General features: G+C 52.5%; 28 protein-coding genes and 1 pseudogene. 23 read left to right on the top strand and 6 right to left on the bottom strand.

Translation table 11 applies throughout. The features are described from left to right. The first annotated feature begins 16 nt into the window (after nucleotides 1–16). From hflK to OGV38_RS24705, 8 genes are all read left to right on the top strand, one after another. Entirely contained in the window at nucleotides 17–1,270 is a 1,254-nt protein-coding gene (hflK, locus tag OGV38_RS24740) for an FtsH protease activity modulator HflK (RefSeq protein ID WP_016151416.1), read from the top strand. Nucleotides 1,271–1,272: 2 nt separating this feature from the next. Then, complete coding sequence (gene hflC, locus OGV38_RS24735) at nucleotides 1,273–2,277, top strand: protease modulator HflC (RefSeq protein ID WP_016155510.1); 1,005 nt, start codon at nucleotides 1,273–1,275, stop codon at nucleotides 2,275–2,277. An 82-nt stretch (nucleotides 2,278–2,359) separates the two neighbouring features. Then, nucleotides 2,360–2,557 carry a DUF2065 domain-containing protein gene (locus tag OGV38_RS24730; RefSeq protein ID WP_019078201.1) on the top strand — a complete coding sequence of 66 codons (198 nt, stop codon included), beginning with the start codon at nucleotides 2,360–2,362 and terminating at the stop codon, nucleotides 2,555–2,557. 102 nt (nucleotides 2,558–2,659) lie between these two features. Further along, nucleotides 2,660–3,958: an adenylosuccinate synthase gene (gene purA / locus OGV38_RS24725; protein WP_003025606.1), complete on the top strand. Its 1,299-nt coding sequence runs from the start codon at nucleotides 2,660–2,662 to the stop codon at nucleotides 3,956–3,958. 216 nt (nucleotides 3,959–4,174) lie between these two features. Next, nucleotides 4,175–4,600: a nitric oxide-sensing transcriptional repressor NsrR gene (nsrR, locus tag OGV38_RS24720; protein ID WP_003025609.1), complete on the top strand. Its 426-nt coding sequence runs from the start codon at nucleotides 4,175–4,177 to the stop codon at nucleotides 4,598–4,600. 38 nt (nucleotides 4,601–4,638) lie between these two features. Next, nucleotides 4,639–7,101 carry a ribonuclease R gene (rnr, locus tag OGV38_RS24715; RefSeq protein WP_016151418.1) on the top strand — a complete coding sequence of 821 codons (2,463 nt, stop codon included), beginning with the start codon at nucleotides 4,639–4,641 and terminating at the stop codon, nucleotides 7,099–7,101. Between the two features lie 70 nt (nucleotides 7,102–7,171). Beyond that, nucleotides 7,172–7,903: a 23S rRNA (guanosine(2251)-2'-O)-methyltransferase RlmB gene (gene rlmB, locus OGV38_RS24710; protein ID WP_003830482.1), complete on the top strand. Its 732-nt coding sequence runs from the start codon at nucleotides 7,172–7,174 to the stop codon at nucleotides 7,901–7,903. Between the two features lie 129 nt (nucleotides 7,904–8,032). Further along, the gene (locus tag OGV38_RS24705) at nucleotides 8,033–9,655 is read left to right on the top strand and encodes an isovaleryl-CoA dehydrogenase (RefSeq protein ID WP_046275838.1); all 1,623 of its coding nucleotides are present in this window, start codon (nucleotides 8,033–8,035) and stop codon (nucleotides 9,653–9,655) included. Between the two features lie 85 nt (nucleotides 9,656–9,740). Here OGV38_RS24705 and yjfN read toward each other — a convergent pair whose 3' ends face one another. Next, complete coding sequence (gene yjfN, locus OGV38_RS24700) at nucleotides 9,741–10,016, bottom strand: DUF1471 family protease activator YjfN (protein WP_016155512.1); 276 nt, start codon at nucleotides 10,014–10,016, stop codon at nucleotides 9,741–9,743. A 147-nt stretch (nucleotides 10,017–10,163) separates the two neighbouring features. After that, the gene (gene bsmA, locus OGV38_RS24695; RefSeq protein WP_029139740.1) at nucleotides 10,164–10,493 is read right to left on the bottom strand and encodes a biofilm peroxide resistance protein BsmA; all 330 of its coding nucleotides are present in this window, start codon (nucleotides 10,491–10,493) and stop codon (nucleotides 10,164–10,166) included. 181 nt (nucleotides 10,494–10,674) lie between these two features. Here bsmA and yjfP point away from each other — a divergent pair, with 181 nt between their 5' ends. Then, nucleotides 10,675–11,424, top strand: coding sequence for an esterase (gene yjfP / locus OGV38_RS24690; protein WP_016155514.1), 750 nt, complete (start codon nucleotides 10,675–10,677; stop codon nucleotides 11,422–11,424). On the opposite strand, the gene ulaR is transcribed toward yjfP, so the two are convergent. Together ulaR and ulaG are read right to left on the bottom strand one after the other, a co-directional pair. Beyond that, a complete protein-coding gene (gene ulaR, locus OGV38_RS24685; protein WP_003025646.1) occupies nucleotides 11,421–12,176 on the bottom strand; it encodes an HTH-type transcriptional regulator UlaR in 756 nt (251 codons plus the stop codon). The genes yjfP and ulaR overlap by 4 nt on opposite strands. A gap of 106 nt (nucleotides 12,177–12,282) precedes the next feature. Continuing rightward, the gene (ulaG, locus tag OGV38_RS24680) at nucleotides 12,283–13,347 is read right to left on the bottom strand and encodes an L-ascorbate 6-phosphate lactonase (protein WP_016151424.1); all 1,065 of its coding nucleotides are present in this window, start codon (nucleotides 13,345–13,347) and stop codon (nucleotides 12,283–12,285) included. Between the two features lie 367 nt (nucleotides 13,348–13,714). Here ulaG and ulaA point away from each other — a divergent pair, with 367 nt between their 5' ends. The 6 genes and pseudogenes from ulaA (at nucleotide 13,715) to OGV38_RS24650 (ending at nucleotide 18,124) form a co-directional block, all read left to right on the top strand. After that, on the top strand, nucleotides 13,715–15,112 hold the full coding sequence (ulaA, locus tag OGV38_RS24675; protein ID WP_075848999.1) for a PTS ascorbate transporter subunit IIC: 1,398 nt from the start codon (nucleotides 13,715–13,717) through the stop codon (nucleotides 15,110–15,112). 15 nt (nucleotides 15,113–15,127) lie between these two features. Continuing rightward, nucleotides 15,128–15,433, top strand: coding sequence for a PTS ascorbate transporter subunit IIB (gene ulaB, locus OGV38_RS24670; RefSeq protein ID WP_016151426.1), 306 nt, complete (start codon nucleotides 15,128–15,130; stop codon nucleotides 15,431–15,433). A gap of 11 nt (nucleotides 15,434–15,444) precedes the next feature. Continuing rightward, nucleotides 15,445–15,912 carry a PTS ascorbate transporter subunit IIA gene (gene ulaC / locus OGV38_RS24665; RefSeq protein WP_016155516.1) on the top strand — a complete coding sequence of 156 codons (468 nt, stop codon included), beginning with the start codon at nucleotides 15,445–15,447 and terminating at the stop codon, nucleotides 15,910–15,912. A 12-nt stretch (nucleotides 15,913–15,924) separates the two neighbouring features. Beyond that, nucleotides 15,925–16,574 (top strand): annotated as a pseudogene (locus OGV38_RS24660) (3-keto-L-gulonate-6-phosphate decarboxylase UlaD). Nucleotides 16,575–16,583: 9 nt separating this feature from the next. Further along, the gene (locus OGV38_RS24655; RefSeq protein ID WP_269518251.1) at nucleotides 16,584–17,438 is read left to right on the top strand and encodes an L-ribulose-5-phosphate 3-epimerase; all 855 of its coding nucleotides are present in this window, start codon (nucleotides 16,584–16,586) and stop codon (nucleotides 17,436–17,438) included. Next, a complete protein-coding gene (locus OGV38_RS24650) occupies nucleotides 17,438–18,124 on the top strand; it encodes an L-ribulose-5-phosphate 4-epimerase (protein ID WP_269518253.1) in 687 nt (228 codons plus the stop codon). Before OGV38_RS24655 ends, OGV38_RS24650 begins: the two co-directional genes overlap by 1 nt. A 130-nt stretch (nucleotides 18,125–18,254) precedes the next feature. Here OGV38_RS24650 and yjfY read toward each other — a convergent pair whose 3' ends face one another. Beyond that, nucleotides 18,255–18,530, bottom strand: a complete 276-nt coding sequence (gene yjfY, locus OGV38_RS24645; protein WP_016155520.1) for a DUF1471 family protein YjfY — start codon at nucleotides 18,528–18,530, stop codon at nucleotides 18,255–18,257. Nucleotides 18,531–18,827: 297 nt separating this feature from the next. Here yjfY and OGV38_RS24640 point away from each other — a divergent pair, with 297 nt between their 5' ends. From OGV38_RS24640 to OGV38_RS24615, 6 genes are all read left to right on the top strand, one after another. After that, entirely contained in the window at nucleotides 18,828–19,592 is a 765-nt protein-coding gene (locus OGV38_RS24640) for a TSUP family transporter (RefSeq protein ID WP_016151432.1), read from the top strand. Nucleotides 19,593–19,751: 159 nt separating this feature from the next. Next, the gene (gene rpsF, locus OGV38_RS24635; protein ID WP_016151433.1) at nucleotides 19,752–20,147 is read left to right on the top strand and encodes a 30S ribosomal protein S6; all 396 of its coding nucleotides are present in this window, start codon (nucleotides 19,752–19,754) and stop codon (nucleotides 20,145–20,147) included. Between the two features lie 6 nt (nucleotides 20,148–20,153). Continuing rightward, nucleotides 20,154–20,468, top strand: a complete 315-nt coding sequence (priB, locus tag OGV38_RS24630; RefSeq protein ID WP_003025674.1) for a primosomal replication protein N — start codon at nucleotides 20,154–20,156, stop codon at nucleotides 20,466–20,468. A gap of 4 nt (nucleotides 20,469–20,472) precedes the next feature. Further along, nucleotides 20,473–20,700, top strand: coding sequence for a 30S ribosomal protein S18 (gene rpsR / locus OGV38_RS24625; protein ID WP_000135199.1), 228 nt, complete (start codon nucleotides 20,473–20,475; stop codon nucleotides 20,698–20,700). Between the two features lie 41 nt (nucleotides 20,701–20,741). Further along, nucleotides 20,742–21,191, top strand: a complete 450-nt coding sequence (gene rplI, locus OGV38_RS24620) for a 50S ribosomal protein L9 (RefSeq protein ID WP_003025676.1) — start codon at nucleotides 20,742–20,744, stop codon at nucleotides 21,189–21,191. 143 nt (nucleotides 21,192–21,334) lie between these two features. After that, complete coding sequence (locus OGV38_RS24615; RefSeq protein WP_286475389.1) at nucleotides 21,335–22,267, top strand: DMT family transporter; 933 nt, start codon at nucleotides 21,335–21,337, stop codon at nucleotides 22,265–22,267. 54 nt (nucleotides 22,268–22,321) lie between these two features. Here OGV38_RS24615 and OGV38_RS24610 read toward each other — a convergent pair whose 3' ends face one another. Next, on the bottom strand, nucleotides 22,322–22,972 hold the full coding sequence (locus tag OGV38_RS24610; RefSeq protein ID WP_016151435.1) for a LysM-like peptidoglycan-binding domain-containing protein: 651 nt from the start codon (nucleotides 22,970–22,972) through the stop codon (nucleotides 22,322–22,324). A 219-nt stretch (nucleotides 22,973–23,191) separates the two neighbouring features. Here OGV38_RS24610 and bamJ point away from each other — a divergent pair, with 219 nt between their 5' ends. Both bamJ and cycA read left to right on the top strand, forming a co-directional pair. After that, a complete protein-coding gene (gene bamJ / locus OGV38_RS24605) occupies nucleotides 23,192–23,812 on the top strand; it encodes a BamJ family beta-barrel-assembly machinery protein (protein ID WP_029139741.1) in 621 nt (206 codons plus the stop codon). 309 nt (nucleotides 23,813–24,121) lie between these two features. Next, the gene (cycA, locus tag OGV38_RS24600) at nucleotides 24,122–25,531 is read left to right on the top strand and encodes a D-serine/D-alanine/glycine transporter (RefSeq protein WP_016151437.1); all 1,410 of its coding nucleotides are present in this window, start codon (nucleotides 24,122–24,124) and stop codon (nucleotides 25,529–25,531) included. The last annotated feature ends 58 nt before the right edge of the window (nucleotides 25,532–25,589 follow it).

Raw genomic sequence — 25,589 nt, 5'->3', positions numbered from 1 at the left:
AATATGGAGCACAAAAATGGCGTGGAATCAGCCCGGTAATAACGGACAAGACCGCGACCCGTGGGGAAGCAGCAAACCTGGCGGCAACCCTGAGGGAAATGGAAACAAAGGTGGTCGCGATCAGGGACCTCCCGATCTGGATGATATCTTCCGCAAACTGAGTAAAAAGCTCGGTGGTCTGGGTGGCGGTAAAGGTGCTGGTTCTGGCGGCGGTAGCTCATCGCAAGGCCCGCGTCCGCAATTGGGTGGTCGAGTCTTTACTATCGCAGCGGCAGCTATCGTCATTATCTGGGCGGCCAGCGGTTTCTACACCATTAAAGAAGCGGAACGCGGCGTGGTGACACGCTTCGGTAAATTCAGCCATTTGGTTGAACCGGGTCTGAACTGGAAACCGACCTTTGTCGACGAAGTGACCCCGGTCAACGTGGAAGCCGTGCGTGAACTTGCCGCATCCGGCGTGATGCTGACCTCTGACGAAAACGTCGTACGCGTTGAAATGAACGTGCAGTACCGCGTGACCGATCCGCAGCGTTACCTGTTTAGCGTAACCAGCGCGGATGACAGTCTGCGTCAGGCAACCGACAGCGCCCTGCGTGGGGTTATCGGTAAATACACCATGGACCGTATCCTGACCGAAGGGCGTACCGTTATTCGTAGCGATACCCAGCGTGAACTGGAAGAAACGATCCGTCCGTACAACATGGGTATCACCCTGCTGGACGTCAACTTCCAGGCAGCACGTCCGCCGGAAGAAGTAAAAGCCGCGTTTGACGATGCCATTGCAGCACGTGAAAACGAGCAGCAGTACATCCGTGAAGCAGAAGCGTACACCAACGAAGTTCAGCCACGTGCTAACGGTCAGGCGCAGCGTATTCTGGAAGAAGCGCGTGCTTACAAAACGCGAACCATCCTGGAAGCACAGGGTGAAGTGGCTCGTTTCGCAAAAATTCTGCCGGAATATAAAGCCGCACCGCAAATTACTCGCGAGCGTCTGTATATCGAAACCATGGAAAAAGTGCTGAGCAATACCCGCAAAGTCCTGGTTAACGATAAGGGCAGCAATCTGATGGTTCTGCCGCTGGATCAAATGCTGAAAGGCGGTAGTGCGCCAGCAGCAAAGAGTGACAGCAGTTCAAACCTGCTGCGTCTGCCGCCAGCAACGACGTCCGGCACTGGAGCAAGCAATACCTCGTCCACCAGTCAGGGCGATATTATGGACCAACGCCGCGCGAACGCGCAGCGTAACGACTACCAGCGTCAGGGGGAATAACGATGCGTAAGTCAGTTATTGCGATTATCATCATCGTTCTGGTAGTTCTGTTCATGTCTGTCTTTGTGGTCAAAGAAGGCGAGCGCGGGATTACTCTGCGCTTTGGTAAAGTTCTGCGTGACGATGAAAACAAGCCGCTGGTTGTTGCACCAGGCCTGCACTTCAAGATTCCGTTTATTGAATCTGTGAAGATGCTGGATGCGCGTATTCAGACCATGGACAACCAGGCCGATCGCTTTGTTACCAAAGAGAAGAAAGACCTGATCGTTGACTCCTACATTAAGTGGCGCATCAGTGACTTTAGCCGTTACTACCTGGCAACGGGCGGTGGCGATGTTTCTCAGGCAGAAGTCCTGCTGAAACGTAAGTTCTCTGACCGTCTGCGTTCTGAAATTGGTCGTCTGGACGTGAAAGACATCGTTACCGATTCCCGCGGTCGTCTGACGCTGGAAGTTCGTGATGCGCTAAACTCCGGTTCTGCTGGCACGGAAGATGAAGTCGCGACACCAGCGGCAGATAGCGCGATTGCCGAAGCGGCTGAGCGTGTTCAGGCTGAAACAAACGGTAAAGTACCGGTCATCAACCCGAACAGTATGGCGGCATTGGGCATCGAAGTGGTTGACGTGCGTATCAAGCAAATCAACCTGCCTGCTGAAGTGTCTGAGGCTATCTACAACCGTATGCGCGCTGAGCGTGAAGCGGTAGCGCGTCGCCATCGTTCACAAGGTCAGGAAGAAGCGGAAAAACTGCGTGCCACGGCGGATTATGAAGTGACTAAAACGCTGGCAGAATCTGAGCGTCAAGGCCGCATCATGCGCGGTGAAGGCGATGCAGAAGCCGCTAAACTGTTTGCCGATGCGTTCAGCCAGGATCCTGACTTCTACGCCTTCATCCGTAGCCTGCGTGCTTACGAGAAGAGCTTCGAAGGCAACCAGGACGTGATGGTCATGAGCCCGGACAGCGATTTCTTCCGCTACATGAAGACACCGAGCACTACGACACGCTAATAAAGTTCCAGCGGTTTTAAACCAGCAAAACCACCGGCATCCCCAGGGATGCGGTGGTTTTCTTTTTATAAAAGGACGATGGATGAATTCAACAATTTTGCTGGCGCTCGCGCTGGTTTTGGTGCTGGAAGGCCTGGGCCCTATGCTTTATCCCCGCGCGTGGAAGAAAATGATTTCCGCAATGGCGCAACTTCCCGAAAATACTTTGCGTCGTTTTGGTGGAGGTCTTGTGGTTGCGGGCGTTGTGGTCTACTACATGTTGAGGAAAACGATTGGCTGATCAATAAGTAGCCTATTTTGCGGATTTTCGCATGCAAAAAGTGCTGTATATCTGAAAAAGCGGTGGTAGAATCCATTTTTAAGCAAACGGTGATTTTGAAAAATGGGTAACAACGTCGTCGTACTGGGCACCCAATGGGGTGACGAAGGTAAAGGGAAGATCGTCGATCTTCTGACTGAACGGGCTAAATATGTTGTGCGCTACCAGGGTGGTCACAACGCAGGCCATACTCTCGTAATCAACGGTGAAAAAACCGTCCTCCATCTTATTCCATCAGGTATTCTTCGCGAGAATGTCATCAGCATCATCGGTAACGGTGTTGTACTGTCTCCGTCCGCGCTGATGAAAGAAATGAAAGGACTGGAAGATCGTGGCATCCCGGTTCGCGAGCGCCTGCTGTTGTCTGAAGCTTGTCCGCTGATCCTTGATTATCACGTTGCGTTGGATAATGCTCGTGAGAAAGCGCGTGGCGAGAAAGCGATCGGTACTACCGGTCGTGGCATCGGTCCGGCTTATGAAGACAAAGTAGCTCGTCGCGGTCTGCGCGTTGGCGATCTGTTTGATAAAGCAACCTTCGCTGAAAAACTGAAAGAAGTGATGGAATATCACAACTTCCAGCTGGTGAATTTCTATAAAGTTGAAGCAGTTGACTACCAGAAAGTGCTGGATGATGTGATGGCGATTGCCGACATCCTGACCTCTATGGTTGTTGATGTTTCCGATCTGCTGGACCAGGCGCGTAAGCGTGGCGATTTCGTCATGTTCGAAGGCGCACAGGGTACCCTGCTGGATATCGACCACGGTACCTATCCGTACGTAACGTCTTCCAACACCACCGCAGGTGGCGTGGCGACCGGCTCCGGCCTGGGTCCACGTTATGTGGATTACGTTCTGGGTATCATCAAAGCTTACTCTACACGTGTAGGCGCGGGTCCGTTCCCGACCGAGCTGTTTGATGACGTTGGCGAGTTCCTGTGCAAACAAGGTAACGAGTATGGCGCGACCACCGGTCGTCGTCGTCGCACCGGTTGGCTGGACTCCGTTGCGGTACGCCGTGCAGTACAGATTAACTCCCTGTCTGGCTTCTGCCTGACCAAACTGGACGTACTGGACGGTTTGAAAGAGGTGAAAATCTGTGTCGCTTACCGTATGCCGGATGGCCGTGAAGTAACGACTACCCCGCTGGCTGCAGACGACTGGAAAGGTATCGAGCCGATCTACGAAACCATGCCGGGCTGGTCTGAATCCACCTTCGGTGTGAAGGAACGTAGCGGTCTGCCGCAGGCAGCACTGAACTACATCAAGCGTATTGAAGAACTGACCGGTGTGCCGATTGATATTATCTCAACTGGCCCAGACCGTACTGAAACCATGATCCTGCGCGACCCGTTCGACGCATAATTCTGGTTATAGCGTGGCGTCGAATGGCGCTGCGCTTGCACTATCTTAGGCCGGATGAGGCGCTTTGCATCATAATCCGGCTTAAAATCACGTAAGTTCCTCGCTTTTTTCCTTCCTGAACTGAAATAAATTAGCGACCTGGCTGGTGGCTGGTTTATCATCAATGTAATTAATACCACCAGGTTTATCCGTTTTGTCCCTTTTCCTGAGGTTGATGTGCAGTTAACAAGTTTCACCGATTACGGATTACGTGCGCTAATCTACATGGCGTCACTTCCCGAAGGACGTATGACCAGTATTTCTGAGGTGACAGAAGTCTACGGCGTGTCCCGTAATCATATGGTCAAAATAATCAATCAACTTAGCCGTGCGGGCTTCGTTACTGCTATTCGAGGAAAAAATGGCGGTATCCGCCTGGGTAAACCAGCTAAGGATATTGGTATTGGTGATGTGGTTCGCGAGCTGGAACCACTATCGTTGGTCAATTGTAGCAGCGAGTTTTGCCACATTACCCCAGCCTGTCGACTTAAACAGGCGCTTTCTAAGGCAGTGCAAAGTTTTCTCACGGAACTGGACAACTACACACTTGCTGATTTGGTTGAAGAGAATCAACCGCTTTATAAATTATTGCTGGTGGAGTGACGAAAATCTTCATCAGAGCTGACAATGGAGGAACCTCGATGTCACAAGATCCTTTCCAGGAACGCGAAGCAGAAAAATACGCGAATCCTATCCCGAGCCGGGAATTTATCCTCGAACATTTAACTAAACGTGAAAAACCGGCCAACCGCGATGAGCTGGCCGCTGAACTCAACATTGAAGGTGAAGAGCAGCAAGAAGCGCTGCGTCGCCGCCTGCGCGCCATGGAGCGTGACGGGCAACTGGTCTTCACTCGTCGTCAGTGCTATGCGCTGCCGGAGCGTCTTGACCTGCTGAAAGGTACCGTTATTGGCCACCGTGATGGCTACGGCTTTCTGCGCGTTGAAGGCCGCAAAGATGACCTGTACCTGTCCAGCGAGCAGATGAAAACCTGCATTCATGGCGATCAGGTGTTGGCACAGCCGCTGGGAGCGGACCGTAAAGGTCGTCGCGAAGCGCGTATTGTGCGCGTACTGGTACCGAAAACCAGCCAGATTGTCGGTCGCTACTTCACCGACGCTGGCGTTGGGTTTGTCGTCCCTGACGACAGCCGCCTGAGCTTTGATATCCTGATCCCGCCGGAAGAGGTGATGGGTGCTCGTATGGGTTTTGTGGTCGTGGTTGAGCTGACCCAGCGTCCGACGCGTCGCACTAAAGCGGTGGGTAAAATTGTTGAAGTCCTGGGCGACAACATGGGAACCAGCATGGCCGTTGATATGGCTCTGCGTACTCATGAAATCCCGTATATCTGGCCTCAGGCGGTCGAAAAACAGGTCGCCGGACTGAAAGAAGAAGTGCCGGAAGAAGCGAAAGCCGGACGTGTCGATCTGCGCTCCCTGCCGCTGGTCACTATCGATGGCGAAGATGCGCGTGACTTCGACGATGCGGTTTACTGCGAGAAGAAGCGCGGCGGCGGCTGGCGTTTATGGGTGGCGATTGCTGACGTAAGCTATTACGTTCGCCCGCCGACTCCGCTGGACCAGGAAGCGCGCAGCCGTGGCACATCCGTCTACTTCCCATCGCAGGTTGTTCCGATGCTACCGGAAGTGCTGTCTAACGGATTGTGTTCGCTCAACCCGCAGGTGGACAGGCTGTGTATGGTCTGTGAAATGACCATTTCGTCGAAAGGCCGCTTAACAGGCTTTAAATTCTACGAAGCGGTTATGAGCTCCCATGCGCGTCTGACCTACACCAAGGTCTGGCACATGCTGCAGGGCGATCAGGAACTGCGTGAGCAGTACGCGCCGTTGGTTAAACACATTGAAGAGCTGCATAACCTCTACAAAGTGCTGGATAAAGCGCGTGAAGAGCGTGGCGGTATCTCGTTTGAAAGTGAAGAAGCGAAGTTTATCTTCAATGCTGAACGCCGTATTGAGCGTATTGAGCAGACGCAGCGTAATGACGCGCACAAACTGATTGAAGAGTGCATGATCATGGCGAACATCTCAGCGGCGCGATTCGTTGAGAAAGCCAAAGAGCCGGCACTGTTCCGCATTCACGATAAGCCGACGACCGAAGCGATTAATTCGTTCCGTTCGGTGTTGGCGGAGCTGGGGCTGGAGCTGCCCGGCGGTAATAAACCCGAGCCGCGTGATTACGCCGAACTGCTGGAGTCGATTGCTGACCGTCCTGACGCAGAAATGCTGCAAACTATGCTGCTGCGTTCAATGAAGCAGGCGATTTACGATCCGGAAAACCGCGGTCACTTTGGCCTTGCGTTGCAATCTTATGCACACTTCACCTCGCCGATCCGTCGTTACCCGGATCTCTCCTTGCACCGGGCGATTAAGTATCTGCTGGCGCAGGAGCAGGGCCATAAAGGCAACACCACGGAAACGGGGGGCTACCATTATTCGATGGAAGAGATGCTGCAGCTGGGTCAACACTGTTCGATGGCCGAGCGCCGTGCTGACGAAGCCACACGCGACGTCTCTGACTGGCTGAAGTGCGACTTTATGCTGGATCAGGTAGGTAATGTCTTCAAAGGCGTGATCGCCAGCGTGACCGGGTTTGGTTTCTTCGTCCGTCTTGATGAGCTGTTTATCGACGGTCTGGTGCATGTCTCCTCCCTGGATAACGACTACTATCGTTTTGACCAGGTTGGGCAGCGTCTGACGGGGGAATCCAGCGGTCAAATGTATCGCCTGGGCGATCGCGTGGAAGTTCGCGTGGAAGCGGTCAACATGGACGAGCGTAAAATCGACTTCAGTTTGATCTCCAGCGAACGTGCACCGCGCAATGAAGGTAAAACCGCGCGTGAAAAAGCGAAAAAAGGCGATGCGGGTAAAAATACCGGTAAGCGTCGTCAGATGGGCAAAAAAGTAAATTTCGAGCCGGATAGCGCTTTCCGCGGCGAGAAGAAAGGCAGAGCCAAACCTCAGGCGGATAAAAAAACGGCTGAGAAGAAAGGCGATAAAAAAGCGAAAAAGCCATCGGCAAAAACGCTTAAAATCGCTGCCGCCACCAAAGCTAAACGCGCGACGAAAAAGAAAGTCGCGCAATAACAGCCATAAACAGTAAGTCGGGCAACCTCGCGTTGCCCGCGTTACGCATAAACTATTAACGAGTACATTCATGAGTGAAATGATTTACGGCATCCATGCGGTGCAGGCTCTGCTGGAACGTGCGCCTGAGCGCTTCCAGGACGTCTTTATTCTCAAAGGTCGTGAAGATAAACGCCTGCTGCCGCTGATCCACGCACTGGAAGCACAGGGTGTTGTCATTCAACTGGCTAACCGCCAGTTCCTGGATGAGAAAAGCGAGGGTGCGGTACATCAGGGAATTATTGCTCGCGTGAAGCCGGGTCGTCAGTATCAGGAAAACGATCTGCCGGATCTGATTGCTACGCTCGATCAGCCGTTCTTTTTGATCCTCGATGGTGTTACCGATCCGCATAACCTGGGGGCATGCCTGCGTAGCGCCGATGCTGCTGGCGTCCATGCTGTTATCGTACCGAAGGATCGTTCTGCGCAGTTGAATGCAACGGCGAAAAAAGTGGCCTGCGGCGCGGCAGAAAGCGTACCGCTGATCCGTGTGACCAACCTGGCGCGCACTATGCGTATGCTGCAGGAAGAGAATATCTGGATCGTCGGAACCGCAGGTGAAGCTGATCATACTCTCTACCAGAGCAAAATGACCGGACGTCTGGCGCTGGTGATGGGCGCAGAGGGTGAAGGTATGCGTCGTTTGACCCGCGAACACTGTGACGAACTGATCAGCATCCCGATGGCTGGGAGCGTTTCGTCGCTGAACGTTTCAGTTGCGACGGGCATCTGCCTGTTTGAGGCGGTACGCCAGCGCGGCTAAACTATCTCCCTCATTTCTCTCTTCTCTCAAGCCATCCTTCGGGATGGCTTTTTTGTGACCGTTGTCCCATGCGTGCTCCCCTCTGCCTGACCATACTTAAGGTGACGGCCATTGACGGAGGGAGACACAATGCACTGGCAAACGCATACCGTTTTTAACCAACCTGTACCGCTCAATAACAGCAACTTATATCTGTCCGATGGCGCGCTGTGTGAAGCGGTTATCCGTGAAGGCGCTGGTTGGGACAGCGATCTTCTCGCCAGTATTGGTCAGCAGCTAGGGACTGCCGAGTCGCTCGAGCTTGGCCGTCTGGCCAATGCTTTTCCACCCGAGTTGTTGCGCTACGACTCGCAGGGTCAGCGGCTGGATGATGTGCGTTTTCATCCTGCCTGGCATTTACTGATGCAGGGATTGTGCGCCAATCGCGTACATAATCTGGCCTGGGAAGAAGACGCGAGGCAGGGAACATTTGTTGCCCGGGCGGCCCGTTTCATGCTGCATGCGCAGGTGGAAGCGGGCACGTTGTGTCCGGTTACCATGACTTTTGCCGCCACGCCGTTGTTACTTCAGATGTTACCTGCACCCTTTCACGACTGGTTTACGCCGCTGCTAAGCGACCGTTATGACTCGCATTTACTGCCCGGAGGGCAAAAGCGTGGGTTATTGATCGGCATGGGAATGACCGAGAAGCAGGGGGGGTCAGATGTGCTAAGCAATACCACTCAGGCAGAACGTCTTACAGACGGCTCGTATCGGCTGGTGGGACATAAGTGGTTTTTCTCCGTGCCGCAAAGCGATGCCCATTTGGTACTGGCCCAGGCAAAGGGAGGCTTATCCTGCTTTTTTGTACCGCGATTTTTACCCGACGGGCAGCGTAATGCTATCCGTCTGGAGCGGCTGAAAGATAAGTTAGGCAATCGCTCCAACGCCAGCTGCGAGGTTGAATTCCACGATGCGATTGGCTGGCTATTGGGTGAAGAAGGGGAAGGTATACGTCATATCCTGAAAATGGGCGGGATGACGCGTTTTGACTGTGCGCTCGGCAGTCATGGCATGATGCGACGTGCTTTTTCTGTCGCGATTTACCATGCGCACCAGCGACAGGTTTTTGGCAAACCATTGATCGAACAACCGATGATGCGCCAGGTATTAGGTCGGATGGCGCTCCAACTGGAAGGTCAGACTGCGTTACTGTTCCGACTGGCACGGGCCTGGGACCGTCGCGCTGATGCCAAAGAATCTCTGTGGGCCAGGTTGTTCACGCCAGCAGCGAAATTCTCTGTTTGCAAAGCCGGTATGCCGTTTGTTGCAGAGGCGATGGAAGTGCTCGGCGGGATTGGCTACTGCGAGGAGAGTGAATTGCCGCGCCTGTATCGTGAGATGCCGGTAAACAGTATCTGGGAGGGCTCTGGCAACATTATGTGCCTCGATGTATTGCGGGTGCTGACAAAACAACCCGGCATATACGATATGCTCAGCGAAGCCTTTGCTGAGGTAAAAGGGCAAGACCGGCATTACGATCGAAGGGTACGTCAACTACAGCAGCGTTTACGTAAACCGAGCGAGGAGTTGGGACGGGAGATTACACAGCAGCTTTTCCTGCTCGGTTGCGGGGCGCAGATGTTGCGCTATGCCTCTCCGCCAGTGGCGCAGGCCTGGTGTCAAATGATGCTCGATACGCGTGGTGGACTACGATTGTCCGAGCAGGTGCTGAACGACTTGCTCCTGCGGGCAACGGGGGGATTACGGTAATAATATACCTGATGGCGACGCTGGCGCGCCTTATCATGCCTACATTCAATGTAGGCCGGATAAGTTTACGCCATCCGGCAATCTGTTAAGCATAGAGTATGGCCTGTACGCGCCAGTTGTCGGGCTGCTGGTCTTCGTACATCTGAATGATCCGATACCATGAGGCACCCTGTTCATCCGCTTTTAACGCGATTACTCGTTCTACATCCTGCGGATTCCCTGCAATGTTACTGACAGATATCAGGCCAATTTCGTTCAGGCCTGTAACGCAGTCAGCACTGGCGAACTCGGCAGACTGCGCCGTAGTACCTACCAGTCCGGCAGAAAGCAGCAGTGAGGATAAGGCAAGTGATTGTTTCATCGTCAGCTCCATTATTCGTACCCCTACACACGGCAGGGCATTCCATCGCGATAATAAACCTCAAGCTTCCTGCTGTTGGTTTATTGTGCACAGGTAAACGCATAGCGGCGCAAAGCAATGTAAAGCTGACTAAATTCCAACCCAATGTTATTTACGATACAAAATAGCCTGTGAATACCATTGGCCTGTCACGATGGTTTCATCCACTAATAAAACCACGTAGTAATCAGCTTTAGCCGCGACGGCTTTGTCACGGATCTCTGCCAGCGCATCATCCGGAGAGCCTCTTACCAGCGCGCTGACCGTTCCTATTCGCTGTAACCCATTACTCTGGTCACGGCGGATCTCCTGCGGGTGGTCGGCAACGGGCGGTGCGGGTTGCGGCGTTCCCTGTAGCACGCTACAGGCGCTTAAAAGCATCACCAGCAATAAAGAGGCAAACCGACGCATAACTCTATCTCGTTTCCTGATAGCCATAGTGTAGTGCCTTATCAATTTCCCTTTAGGGGAATGCTCCCGAAGTGTTATCTCTCACGCGATTTTCGAATGAAAATGTTGCGAAAGCGTAACCCAGTTCTCAACATTATGAATCATTGCCGAACACATTCGCTTGCGTTAAGTATTGCTGCATGGCATACCAGAAAAAAAGAGGCGACAAATGATTGAAATTGAAACACGACAGTTGGCTGGTATCCCTGTCCTGCACGCCGTTCCGGCTGGTAAACGCGAGTGTTCACTCCCTTGCATTATTTTCTATCACGGGTTTACATCTTCAAGTCTGGTTTATAGCTATTTTGCCGTTGCTCTGGCTCAGGCCGGATTCCGGGTTGTCATGCCCGATGCGCCTGACCATGGTGCCCGCTTCAACGGTGATGCTCAGGAGCGAATGTTCCGCTTCTGGCATATATTGCAGCAAAACATGCAGGAGTTTACGACGTTACGTGCGGCGCTGGTGGCGGAAAATTGGCTATCAGATGAAAGACTTGCTGTTGCGGGGGCGTCGATGGGAGGCATGACGGCGTTGGGCATTATGGCCCGCCATCCCGAGGTTAAATGTGTAGCCAGCCTGATGGGTTCGGGCTATTTTACCCGTCTTGCACAAACGCTTTTTCCCCCTTTACGGGTCCAGACGCCAGAGCAGCAGGCAGAGTTCGATGCCGTTATCGCACCGCTCGCCGAATGGGACGTTACGCATCAACTACAACGCCTGGCCGACCGACCGTTGCTGTTGTGGCATGGACAGGAGGACGATGTGGTGCCCGCGGTTGAAACCTTCCGCTTACAGCAGGCGCTGATTCAGGCAGGGCTGGATAACAATTTAACCTGCCTGTGGGAAGCGGGCGTGCGCCACCGCATCACGCCAGAGGCGCTGGCTGCGACGGTAACGTTTTTTCGCCAGCACCTTTAAACGCGCATGATGCTTACGCCCTGAGCTTCAAGTTGTTGCAGAATCTCAGGGTTAGCGTTTTTGCCGGTAATGAGCATATCGATTTGATCGGCGCGACTGAACAGCATCCCCGCGCGTTCACCGACCTTACTGCTATCGACCAGCACCACCAGTTTACCCACTACGTTAAGCATCTTCTGCTCAGCCATCGCGGTTAGCATATCGGTTTTATACAGTCCGTCCGCGGTCAACCCTTTACCGCTGGTAAACATCCAGTGTCCGGCATACAGGCTATTTTCGCTGCCTTGCGGACTAAGCGTGATGGACTGGCTTTTGTTGTATTGCCCTCCCATGATGATCACGCTGTCATGCTCCTGGTCGATCAGATAGTTCGCCAGCGGCAGATAATTGGTGATGATCTGCACTGGCTTGCCGCACATTTCACGACCAAGCAGGAAGGCGGTTGATCCGCAGTTGATCACCACGCTTTCACCCGCATTTACAAGCTGGGATGCGGCCTTGGCAATGCGAACTTTTTCATCGTGGTTCTGCGCCTGATGCAGATTCATAGGTGTCCAGCGCGGACGTTGCTGGGTGATGGCTTCTGCGCCATTGCGGACTTTCTTGAGTTTGCCGCTTTCGTCGAGTTTATTGATGTCCCGGCGTGCTGTGGCTGGTGAAATCCCCAGACGCTCAATCACGTTCTCAACGGTAACAAAGCCCAACTGCGCCAGCATATCCAGCAATATTTGATGTCTTTGTGCTTCAGTCATGAGCTATTCCGATACAAATTGATTTGAAAAGATGATATTTGAAATAGCCTGGAAATACTAAAGTAAATGGGAAAAAATGCCGGAATAGCCCGGCATTTTGTAGGGGTCACAAGAAGGATTTAAACGGCAGATCCGGTTCAATCGTGAAGCAGTCATCAAAGCCGCGCGGATAGTGATATTCAAAGTTGTCTTTGTCCAGCGGCCAGGTGAACTTACCGCCCACCTGCCAGATAAACGGCTTAAAGCCATACTTCAGTCGATCTTTTTTCATCTCCCACAGTACGCGGATCTCCTGAGGGTCGGCCTGGAAGTTTGACCAGATGTCATGATGGAAAGGGATCACCACTTTCGTATTCAACGCTTCCGCCATGCGCAGCATGTCGGAGCTGGTCATTTTGTCCGTAATCCCGCGCGGATTCTCACCATAGGAGCCGAGCGCAACGTCGATCTGGTGCTCGTTGCCATGCTTTGCGTAGTAGTTAGAGTAGTGCGAGTCTCCGCTGTGGTACAGCGTACCGCCCGGTGTTTTGAACAGGTAGTTTACCGCACGGGCATCCATACCATCCGGCAGCACACCTGCCGCTTTTTGATCGGCAGGTAGCGTGATTAATGCCGTACGATCAAACGCGTCAAGCGCATGAATTTCAATATCTTTCACTTTCACCACATCGCCTGGTTTTACCACGATGCAGCGCTCTTTTGGCACACCCCAACCGATCCACAGATCCACACAGGTTTGCGGCCCGATAAATGGCACGTCATCAGCGCAGTTTTGCATGACGGCGGCCGCGACATTCACGTCGATGTGATCGTTATGATCGTGTGTCGCCAGCACCGCATCGATCTGTCGAATTGCAAACGGATCAAGAACAAACGGCGTGGTGCGCAGGTTTGGCTGCAGTTTCTTCACCCCAGCCATGCGCTGCATCTGGTGGCCGGTTTTCATTAGCGGGTTACCGTGACTCTGTTTACCCGTTCCGCACCAGAAATCGACGCAGATGTTCGTCCCGCCTTCCGACTTCAGCCAGATGCCGGTACAGCCAAGCCACCACATAGCGAATGTGCCCGGGGCGACCTGCTCCTGTTCGATCTCTTCATTCAGCCAACTTCCCCACTCCGGGAATGTGCTCAGGATCCATGATTCACGCGTGATGCTTTTTACTTTACTCATCGCATTTACCTTCATGTCTATTCAGATTAAGTCAATTTGTGATTTATTTTGATTGATATTGACATCATTTTTTCAAGAAGGCAATGCGTTGATTTTACCTGTTCAACGGGGAAATGTGATCAAATCACAGCGTGACAGGATGGTTTGCATGAGTGTTTGTTTTGTATTTTATTGTTTTAATAGGTTTTATTTTGGAAACGATGAATTAGAAGTAAAGCCGCTCTGCAAGTGTGTGAATTATTTGCGTACTGCATCACATTTAATCAAATTCAATCTTGTTGTGATTACTTTTGAAAATTAGAGTGAGGGCACAACATCCTGGGCATCTGTAATGAATGTTCAGCAACTTCGTCTACTGGAGATCGTTATGGAGATCCTCTACAACATCTTTACCGTCTTTTTTAATCAGGTTATGACCAACGCGCCCTTGCTGTTGGGTATTGTGACCTGTCTTGGTTACATCCTGCTGCGTAAAAGCGTCAGCGTTATTATCAAAGGCACGATCAAAACGATTATCGGTTTTATGTTGTTGCAAGCGGGATCGGGCATTCTGACCAGCACGTTTAAACCGGTGGTGGCGAAGATGTCCGAAGTTTACGGTATCAATGGTGCGATTTCCGATACCTATGCCTCCATGATGGCAACCATCGAACGTATGGGCGATGCCTATAGTTGGGTGGGTTATGCTGTGCTGTTGGCGCTGGCGATGAATATTTGTTACGTACTGCTACGGCGTATTACCGGCATTCGCACCATCATGCTGACCGGCCACATTATGTTCCAGCAGGCGGGCCTGATTGCCGTCTCTCTCTACATCTTTGGTTACCCGATGTGGACCACCATCATCTGCACCGCGGTGCTGGTGTCCCTCTACTGGGGCATTACTTCCAATATGATGTACAAGCCGACGCAGGAAGTGACCGACGGCTGCGGTTTCTCCATCGGTCACCAGCAGCAGTTCGCTTCATGGATTGCCTACAAAGTCGCGCCTTATCTGGGTAAGAAAGAGGAGAGTGTTGAAGATCTGAAGCTGCCGGGCTGGCTGAATATCTTCCATGACAACATCGTTTCTACCGCGATTGTTATGACCCTCTTCTTCGGCGCGATCCTGCTCTCTTTCGGCATTGATGTGGTTCAGGCGATGGCGGGTAAAACCCACTGGACGGTCTATATTCTGCAGACCGGTTTTTCGTTTGCCGTCGCTATTTTCATCATCACTCAGGGCGTACGTATGTTCGTTGCTGAGCTTTCAGAAGCGTTCAACGGTATCTCTCAACGTCTGATCCCGGGTGCAGTGCTGGCTATCGACTGCGCGGCGATTTATAGCTTTGCGCCCAACGCGGTGGTCTGGGGCTTTATGTGGGGCACCATCGGCCAACTGATTGCGGTGGGCATCCTGGTGGGTTGCGGCTCTTCTATTCTGATTATCCCTGGCTTTATTCCGATGTTCTTCTCGAACGCGACTATCGGCGTGTTTGCTAACCACTTTGGCGGCTGGCGTGCGGCACTCAAGATTTGCCTGGTGATGGGGATGATCGAAATCTTCGGCTGCGTCTGGGCGGTGAAGCTCACCGGGATGAGCGCCTGGATGGGCATGGCGGACTGGTCAATTCTGGCGCCGCCGATGATGCAGGGCTTTGCCTCCATCGGCATCGTGTTTATGGCCGTCATTATTCTGATTGCACTGGCTTATATGTTTTTCGCAGGACGCACCTTGCGCGCTGAGGAAGACGCAGAAAAACAACTGGCAGAACACTCTGCTTAATAAGGAGTTCCGATTATGACCGTACGTATTTTGGCTGTATGTGGCAATGGGCAGGGGAGTTCCATGATCATGAAGATGAAGGTGGATCAGTTTTTAACCCAGTCAAATATTGACCATACGGTAAACAGTTGCGCAGTAGGCGAATACAAAAGTGAACTGAGCGGCGCGGATATCATCATCGCTTCTACCCATATCGCCGGTGAGATTACCGTATCGGGCAATAAATATGTTGTTGGCGTACGCAACATGCTGTCTCCCGCCGATTTTGGACCAAAACTGCTGGAAGTGATCAACGCGCATTTCCCTCAGGACGTGAAGTAAGGAGGCGGCCTATGAAATTACGTGATTCGCTGGCAGACAATAACACCATCCTTTTACAGGCCGAGGCCAGTTCCTGGCAGGAAGCGGTAAAGCTGAGCGTGGATCTGCTGGTTAAGGCTGATGTGGTTGAACCACGCTACTACCAGGCCATCCTCGACGGAGTCGAACAGTTCGGCCCGTATTTTGTGATTGCGCCCGGCCTGGCAATGCCGCACGGCCGTCCGGAGGAAGGGGTCAAGAAAACCGGTTTTGCGCTGGTGACGCTGAAAACACCGCTGGTGTTTAACCACGAAGATAACGACCCGGTCGACATCCTGATCACCATGGCGGCAGTAGACGCCAACACACATCAGGAAGTCGGCATCATGCAGATCGTGAATCTCTTTGACGACGAAGCCAATTTCGACCGTTTACGTGCCTGCCGTACCGCGCAGGAAGTGCTGGATTTAATTGATAACGCCACTGCGGCGGCTGTTTAAAAGGATACCAAAATGTCATTACCTATGTTGCAGGTTGCGCTGGATAACCAATCAATGTCTTCCGCCTATGAAACGACGCGTCTGATTGCCGAAGAGGTCGATATCATTGAGGTGGGGACGATTCTTTGCGTGGCTGAGGGGGTGCGCGCCGTACGCGATCTGAAGGCGCTTTATCCGCATAAAATTGTGCTGGCGGATGCCAAAATCGCCGACGCGGGTAAAATCCTCTCGCGCATGTGTTTCGAAGCCAATGCTGACTGGGTTACCGTCATCTGCTGCGCGGATATCAACACCACCAGGGGGCGCTGGAGGTGGCGAAAGAATTTAATGGCGACGTGCAGATTGAACTGACTGGTTACTGGACCTGGGAGCAGGCGCAGGAGTGGCGTGACGCGGGCATTGGGCAAGTGGTATATCACCGCAGCCGTGACGCGCAGGCGGCGGGTGTGGCATGGGGAGAGGCAGATATTAGCGCCATCAAACGCCTTTCTTATATGGGCTTTAAGGTCACCGTCACCGGTGGCCTGGCGCTGGAGGATCTGCCGCTGTTCCAGGGGATCCCTATCCACGTCTTTATTGCCGGACGTAGTATTCGCGATGCCGCCTCTCCGGTAGACGCTGCGCGTCAGTTCAAACGTTCCATCGCCCAACTGTGGGGATAAGGAGCGACTATGTTGTCGAAACAGGTCCCGCTCGGTATCTATGAAAAAGCGCTCCCCGGCGGGGAGTGCTGGCTGGAACGCTTGCAGCTGGCGAAGGAACTGGGCTTTGATTTTGTCGAAATATCGGTTGATGAAACCGACGATCGCCTGGCGCGTCTTGACTGGCGCCGCGAGCAGCGACTGGCGCTGGTGGCCGCTATCGCTGAGACAGGGATACGCGTACCGTCCATGTGCCTGAGCGCTCATCGTCGTTTCCCGCTTGGCAGTGAAGATGATGCGGTGCGCGAACAGGGGCTGGAGATCATGCGTAAAGCCATTCAGTTTGCGCAGGATATCGGTATTCGCGTTATTCAACTGGCGGGTTACGACGTCTATTACCAGCAGGCCAATAACGAAACGCGTCGTCGGTTTCGCGATGGGCTGAAAGAGAGCGTGGAGATGGCGAGCCGCGCGCTGGTGACGCTGGCGATGGAAATCATGGATTATCCGCTGATGAATTCGATCAGCAAGGCACTGGGTTATGCCCACTATCTCAACAATCCGTGGTTCCAGCTGTATCCCGATATTGGCAATTTGTCGGCGTGGGATAACGACGTGCAGATGGAGCTGCAGGCTGGGATGGGTCATATCGTTGCCGTACACGTGAAGGATACCAAACCCGGTGTATTCAAAAATGTGCCGTTTGGTGAAGGGGTTGTTGAGTTCGAACGTTGTTTTGCGACGCTCAAACAGAGTGGGTACTGCGGACCATACCTGATTGAGATGTGGAGTGAAACGTCGGACGACCCGGCACGTGAAGTCGCGAAGGCGCGCGACTGGGTGAAGGCTCGAATGGCCAGCGCAGGTCTGGTGGAGGCGGTGTAATGCAAAAACTTAAACAGCAGGTTTTTGAGGCCAATATGGATTTGCCGCGCTACGGGCTGGTGACGTTCACCTGGGGGAACGTCAGCGCCATTGACCGCGAGCGCGGTCTGGTGGTGATTAAGCCTAGCGGCGTCGACTACCAAACGATGCAGGTAGATGACATGGTGGTTGTGGATCTGGCCGGCAACGTAGTGGAAGGGCGCTATCGTCCTTCTTCTGATACCGTCACCCATCTGGAGCTGTATCGCCGCTATTCTTCTCTCGGCGGCGTGGTGCACACCCACTCAACGCACGCGACGGCATGGGCGCAGGCGGGTCTGGCAATTCCCTCGTTCGGCACGACGCATGCGGATTACTTCTTTGGCGATATTCCTTGCACCAGGGCGTTAACTGAAGCTGAAGTTCAGGGCGAGTATGAGCTAAATACCGGTAAGGTGATTGTCGAAACGCTGGGGGAGGTGGAACCTTTGCATACGCCTGGCGTAGTGGTGTACCAGCATGGCCTGTTTGCCTGGGGCAAGGATGCTCACGATGCGGTACATAACGCCGTGGTGATGGAGGAAGTGGCAAAAATGGCATGGATTGCGCGTGGCATTAATCCGGCGCTTAGCCCCATCGACAGTTATCTGATGAATAAGCATTTCATGCGTAAGCACGGTCCAAACGCCTATTACGGACAGAAGTAACGACTAAGTCCTGGAGCCCAATCATTCAGGGGATGTTATTGATCTGGCTGTGGGACTTTGTTGCAAAAAAAGCCCCCTGTGAAGGGGGCAAATTAAACTGCGGCAATGTTCTCGTTGGTTATTTCTGGTGCTAGCGGTAAATATCTGCACTGGCGTGCATATTTCCGTTACTACCGGGTTCCCTGGTGAGGATCACGTGGTAGTAGGTTGCGCCTTGCGCATCGGTCTCTTCATTCAGGGCCTGAGTGGCTTCACTTTCAGTGGCGAAGTTATGATTTATGTAAATGACGCCTAAGCTCTGCACATCATCCATATTCCTGGCCTGATGATTGTCAATTTTGATGGCTGCCGTTGCATTTGCACTAAGCAAAAGCATAGCCAGAAGGGTCAAAACACGGGCTCGCATATGTACCTCCTCGACTGCGGTCTCTGGTTGCCTCTCTCCTGTGAGTGATTAGCTTCTGATGTAATTTTAACCGTTACCGGCGCAGTCGATAGCGACCATTTCTGATGCAGTTGTTCAAAAAATTACCGCATGACCATCTTTTCTTTTATTAACAGGCCGCTGGTGTGTACCGCGCGGTGAAAAATACCTGTCTTTCGCGCATAAGCACTTACCAAATAGTCAATTTAATCGGGTGAGTACGCCGTTTATAGTGAGCCGGATAATTAATATAACTTTATGATAATAAGGCAAAAACTTATGGATACTTCATTCATGGATTTCAGCTACTTTGTGATTATGTTTATGGTCGCGCTGGTGGCAGGCTTTATTAACGTGGTGTCGGGCGGCGGTGGTTTTCTCTCGATTGGCGCACTGTTAATTTCTGGTTTACCCCCGGCGAATGCGCTGGCAACCAATAAAATTCAGGCGCTGGGCAGCTCGCTGACCTCCGGGATTTATTTTTTACGCCGGGGGCATATCAACGTGCAGGAGCACAAGTATGTGTTTTTATCTGCCTTTATCGGTTCTGCGATGGGAACGACGCTTATCCAGTTCATTGAACCGGAACTGCTGAAGAAACTGCTCCCGATCCTGATTATCGCGGTCGCTATCTACTTTATTTTTGCGCCAAATCTCAGCGAACCGAAAAGAAAGCAGCAGGTATCCCTGTTTCTCTTCTCATTGATTGGCGGGGGATGCATTGGTTTTTATGACGGCTTTCTCGGTGCCGGGGCTGGCTCCTTTTATACCCTCAGCTATATCCTACTGTGGGGATACAGTATCGATAAGGCGCAAATTCACTCGAATTTTATTAACCTGGCGTCCAACATCGCCTCGATTTTGTTCTTCATTTTTGGCGGTAAAATGATCTGGTCGCTGGGGCTGGTGATGTTTGCCGGGCAGTCCCTCGGCGCACGTCTTGGCGCGACGGTCGTACTAACGCGCGGCAAGAAAGTTATCCGACCCATGATTGTCATTGTCTCCATTTGCATCAGCGTCAAAATGCTGCTGGATATGTATTAATGGCGACATGATAAATAATCGTACAATTACCTTGAGTTTAGTGGCAGGCGCCAGTATTATGACGCGTCAATTTTTCAGCCGACCTTTAACACGTTCCTTGCCTCCCCGGGCCTCGGCTGACCCAGACAGGAGGCTGAATAATCCGTAAGGAGCAATTCGATGCGTCATTACGAAATCGTTTTTATGGTCCATCCTGACCAGAGCGAACAGGTTCCGGGTATGATCGAACGCTACACTGCTGCCATCACTGGTGCAGAAGGCACGATCCACCGTCTGGAAGACTGGGGCCGCCGTCAGCTGGCTTACCCGATCAACAAACTGCACAAAGCTCACTACGTTCTGCTGAACGTTGAAGCGCCGCAGGAAGTGATCGATGAGCTGGAAACTACCTTCCGCTTCAACGATGCCGTTATCCGCAGCATGGTTATGCGTACTAAACACGCTGTTACCGAAGCATCTCCGATGGTTAAAGCGAAAGACGAGCGTCGTGAACGTCGCGATGATTTCGCTAACGAAACCGCAGATGATGCTGAAGCTGGGGATTCTGAAGAGTAATTTCTGATGACCAACCGTCTGGCGTTGTCCGGCACCGTGTGCAGGGCTCCCCTTCGAAAGGTCAGTCCATCAGGAATTCCTCATTGCCAGTTCGTGCTTGAGCATCGTTCTGTGCAGGAGGAAGCCGGGTTTCACCGGCAGGCGTGGTGCCAAATGCCCGTTATTATTAGCGGACACGAAAACCAGGCCATTACTCACAGTATAACGGTCGGTAGCGCAGTGACCGTTCAGGGGTTCATCTCTTGCCACAAGGCAAAGAACGGCCTGAGCAAAATGGTTCTGCATGCCGAGCAGATTGAATTGATAGATTCTGGAGACTAGCCATATGGCACGTTATTTCCGTCGTCGCAAGTTCTGCCGTTTCACCGCGGAAGGCGTTCAAGAGATCGACTATAAAGATATCGCTACGCTGAAAAACTACATCACCGAAAGCGGTAAGATTGTCCCAAGCCGTATCACCGGTACCCGTGCAAAATACCAGCGTCAGCTGGCTCGCGCTATCAAACGCGCTCGCTACCTGTCCCTGCTGCCGTACACTGATCGTCATCAGTAATCGGTCACGGTCCATTAATACGACTTTGAGAGGATAAGGTAATGCAAGTTATTCTGCTTGATAAAGTAGCAAACCTGGGTAGCCTGGGTGATCAGGTTAACGTTAAAGCGGGCTATGCTCGTAACTTCCTGGTACCACAGGGTAAAGCTGTTCCTGCTACCAAGAAAAACGTTGAATTTTTCGAAGCGCGTCGCGCTGAGCTGGAAGCTAAACTGGCTGACGTTCTGTCCGCTGCTGAAGCTCGTGCTGAGAAAATCAACGCACTGGAAACCGTAACCATCGCGTCTAAAGCTGGCGACGAAGGTAAACTGTTCGGTTCCATCGGTACTCGCGACATCGCTGACGCTGTAACTGCAGCTGGCGTTGAAGTAGCTAAGAGCGAAGTTCGTCTGCCGAACGGCGTTCTGCGTACCACTGGTGAGCACGAAGTGAGCTTCCAGGTTCACAGCGAAGTGTTTGCTAAGCTGACTGTAAACGTAGTTGCAGAATAAGTTTTTATTCTGATTACCGCGTAAAAGCGCCGGCCTTGTGTCGGCGTTTTGCTTTTCTGTTCCCTCCGCTTTTCGCTCTGGCTATTCTTTATCCTTTTCGGGATAATCATAAAAATAAAACATTATTTTAAAATGGTGATGGAATGGAACCAACGCACCAACCTCTGTTTGCGCGTAAAAATGTTGTCTACCTGAGCGCAGCGTTCTGCTGTCTGCTGTGGGGGAGCGCCTATCCGGCGATCAAAAGCGGATATGAGATCTTCCAGATTGCCACGGATGACATTCCTTCAAAAATTGTCTTTGCCGGTTATCGCTTCCTGTTTGCTGGATTATTGCTGCTATTGCTGCTATTGCTGGCGGTGGCGCAGCGTAAACCGATTGGCCGGTTAAGCCCGCGTCAGTACGGTCAGCTCACGCTGTTGGGACTGACGCAAACCTCGCTGCAATACATCTTCTTCTATATTGGCCTGGCGTTCACGACGGGGGTGAAAGGGTCGATCATGAACGCGACCGGCACCTTCTTCAGCGTGCTGCTGGCCCATTTTATCTATCAGAACGACAAGCTGAGCTACAACAAAGTGCTGGGCTGTATCCTGGGTTTTACCGGCGTAATGGTGGTGAACTTTAGCAGCGGACTGGATTTTAACTTCAGCCTGTTAGGGGACGGTTCAGTGGTGATGGCGGCCTTTATTCTTTCTGCCGCCACGTTATACGGTAAACGCATTTCTCAGACGGTAGACCCGACGGTAATGACAGGATATCAGTTGGGTGTCGGCGGTCTGGCGCTGGTTATCGGCGGCTACGCTTTTGGTGGCACGCTGACCGTACACGGCGCGTCTTCAGTGGCGATTCTGGGCTACCTGACGTTACTCTCTTCGGTCGCTTTTGCGTTGTGGAGTATTCTGCTCAAGCATAACCGCGTGGGGATGATTGCGCCGTTTAACTTCCTGATCCCGGTTTCGGGGGCGGTTCTGTCGGCGATATTCCTCGGCGAAAACATTCTCGAATGGAAATATGCGCTGGCGCTGGTGCTGGTCTGTTCCGGGATCTGGTGGGTGAACAAGGTGAAGCGCTGACGCTTCACCTTGATGTCTGATGCGCTGTGTTTATCAGGTCTACAGGTGTGCTGGTTAACGGGCGCGAATAAAACTGCCGTTAGGTTGTCGAGTAAACAGTACCTGCTGACCATTACCGGTATCAATGGTTAATCCCGTTACCACGCCGTTGGCATTCTGCCTGATTTGTACCATCTGGCCGTCTTTCAGGTTGCTCAGCGGTTTTCCGGCACCTTCAACCTGCGCCATTGCGTATACATCGGTTGGCGGGAGGTTATGGTCACGGAATACCTGCGCCAGCGTTTTGCCCGAGTCTACGCGATAGGAGCGCCACTGCTGCTCAATTCCACTATCCTGTTGGAAAGGTTGCGTCTGCGGCTGAGATTGCTGAGCCTGCGGCTGCGCGTCTGGTTCTCCTTCCTGGATTGGCTCTGGGGCAAGCGGAGCGACCTGGCCCGGATCGTTTTGCGGGGCGACCAACTGTGCCTGCAGTTGAGCTTCGGTCGGTGGCTGCGACTGTGACTGTAAATCCAGCTGGGCAGTACGCGTAACCACAGGGGCATCGCTGGTGTCACTGGAGGGCAGCAGGAAGCCTATCACCAGCACGATAGCAGCAATTATAATGCCGCGTCGGTGCATAGGCGGTAGCGGATCCATAATGCGAAAATTGTCCGGTGCATGCCAGATTTTCGCCAGGGTTGGTTTTAATTCAAAGCGCCCGGGCATGGCTTTCCTCCTGCTCCGCGTCTCGTTCCTCGATCATAGAGTATAGATGGCTAATGCTATGATGTTCGTCATATTACCCGCTTTCGTGACGTCAACGCGGGGTATTCCTATTGTTTATGTTTCCTCGCGATTTGTCATCTGTTCCCGAGACAAAGTTTTACCGGATGCGGCATGGCTGATATGCTGCCCGCTACTTTACATCCGATGAAAGGAAATATGATGGCTAACCCGACTTTTGACACTATCGAAGCGCAAGCAAGCTACGGCATTGGTTTGCAGGTAGGACAACAGCTGAGTGAATCCGGACTGGAAGGACTGTTGCCTGAAGCGCTGGTAGCGGGTATCGCTGACGCGCTGGAAGGTAAGCACCCGGCAGTGCCGGTTGATGTTGTGCATCGCGCACTGCGTGAAATCCACGAACGCGCTGATGCAGTTCGTCGCGAGCGTTTCCAGGCTATGGCGGCTGATGGCGTCAAATATCTGGAAGAAAACCGTGAGAAAGACGGTGTGAACAGCACTGAATCCGGTTTGCAGTTCCGTGTTCTGACTCAGGGCGAAGGTGCTATTCCTGCGCGTACTGACCGCGTTCGCGTGCACTACACCGGTAAACTGATCGACGGTACCGTGTTTGACAGCTCTGTCGCACGCGGCGAACCGGCTGAATTCCCGGTTAACGGCGTGATCCCTGGCTGGATTGAAGCGCTGACCCTGATGCCGGTAGGTTCCAAATGGGAACTGACTATTCCTCAGGAACTGGCTTACGGCGAGCGTGGCGCTGGCGCGTCCATTCCTCCGTTCAGCACGCTGGTGTTCGACGTTGAGCTGCTTGAGATCCTGTAAGCAGTGACTTCTGTTCCCTCCGAGGCCGGGGGGAACAAAAAAATAGCGTGAAAAGCTATAGTTACGTGGTTGTCGATATTTTATTTTGCAAATGCCTCGTTAGCGTGTATTTTTGTGAGCTGATTCGCGCTATCAGAGTGATATGACACTCACTTTAAACATTAAATTAACATTATATCTAAATCTTAGTATTCATCCCGCCAATTCTTACCTAATATCGATGAGTCCTGATAATCAGGAACGTCGTATCATAGACACACTAAAGGCCGTAGAGCCTGAACAACACAGACAGGTACAGGAAGAAAAAACATGGTAGATCAGGTAAAAGTCGACGCCGCTGAAGAGGCTTCGTCTGAACAGTCGCTACGGCGCAATCTCACAAACCGTCATATTCAACTTATTGCCATTGGTGGTGCTATTGGTACCGGCCTGTTTATGGGCTCTGGTAAAACCATCAGCCTCGCCGGACCGTCGATCATCTTTGTGTATATGATCATCGGTTTTATGCTGTTTTTCGTGATGCGTGCAATGGGTGAATTGCTGCTCTCGAATCTGGAGTACAAATCTTTTAGTGATTTCGCCTCTGACCTGCTCGGGCCATGGGCCGGGTATTTTACCGGCTGGACTTACTGGTTCTGCTGGGTTGTTACCGGGATGGCAGACGTTGTCGCCATTACGGCGTATGCGCAATTCTGGTTCCCCGAACTTTCAGACTGGGTCGCCTCGCTGGCGGTGATCGTGCTGCTGCTGAGCCTCAACCTTGCCACTGTAAAAATGTTCGGTGAGATGGAGTTCTGGTTTGCGATGATCAAAATCGTCGCCATCATCGGCCTGATTGTCGTTGGTCTGGTGATGGTGCTGACGCACTTCCAGTCGCCAACCGGCGTTCAGGCATCGTTCACGCATCTGTGGAATGACGGTGGCTGGTTCCCGAAAGGTCTGAGCGGCTTCTTTGCTGGCTTCCAGATAGCCGTGTTCGCGTTTGTGGGGATTGAGCTGGTGGGAACGACCGCTGCAGAAACCAAGGACCCGGAGAAATCTCTGCCGCGCGCCATTAACTCGATTCCGATCCGTATCATCATGTTCTACGTTTTTGCGCTGATCGTGATTATGTCTGTAACACCGTGGAGCTCGGTAGTGCCAACCAAGAGCCCATTCGTTGAACTGTTTGTGCTGGTCGGTCTGCCTGCCGCGGCGAGCCTGATCAACTTTGTGGTGCTGACTTCAGCTGCCTCTTCCGCAAATAGTGGCGTGTTCTCTACCAGCCGTATGCTGTTCGGCCTGGCACAGGAAGGCGTAGCGCCTAAAGCGTTTGCCAAACTGTCTAAACGCGCAGTTCCGGCGAAAGGTTTAACCTTCTCCTGTATCTGTCTGCTGGGCGGCGTGGTGATGCTTTACGTGAACCCGAGCGTGATTGGCGCGTTCACCATGATCACCACCGTGTCGGCGATTCTGTTCATGTTCGTCTGGACCATCATTCTTTGCTCGTACCTGGTGTACCGCAAGCAGCGTCCGCACCTGCATGAAAAATCAATCTACAAGATGCCGCTAGGCAAGCTGATGTGCTGGGTATGTATGGCGTTCTTCGTCTTCGTACTGGTACTGCTGACGCTGGAAGATGATACCCGCCAGGCGCTGATCGTGACGCCGCTGTGGTTCATCGCGCTGGGTCTGGGTTGGTTGTTTATCGGTAAGAAACGTATGGCAGGTATGCGTTAATTTTAGTGCCCGGTAGCGCGATGCTTACCGGGCCTGAATTCCGTAGGCCGGATACGCG

The organism is Citrobacter sp. Cb080 (genome assembly GCF_030334745.1).
Classification (GTDB): Bacteria; Pseudomonadota; Gammaproteobacteria; order Enterobacterales; family Enterobacteriaceae; genus Citrobacter; species Citrobacter braakii.
The sequence above is the reverse complement of the archived record's forward strand: the minus strand, read 5'-3'. Positions and strand labels throughout refer to the sequence as shown.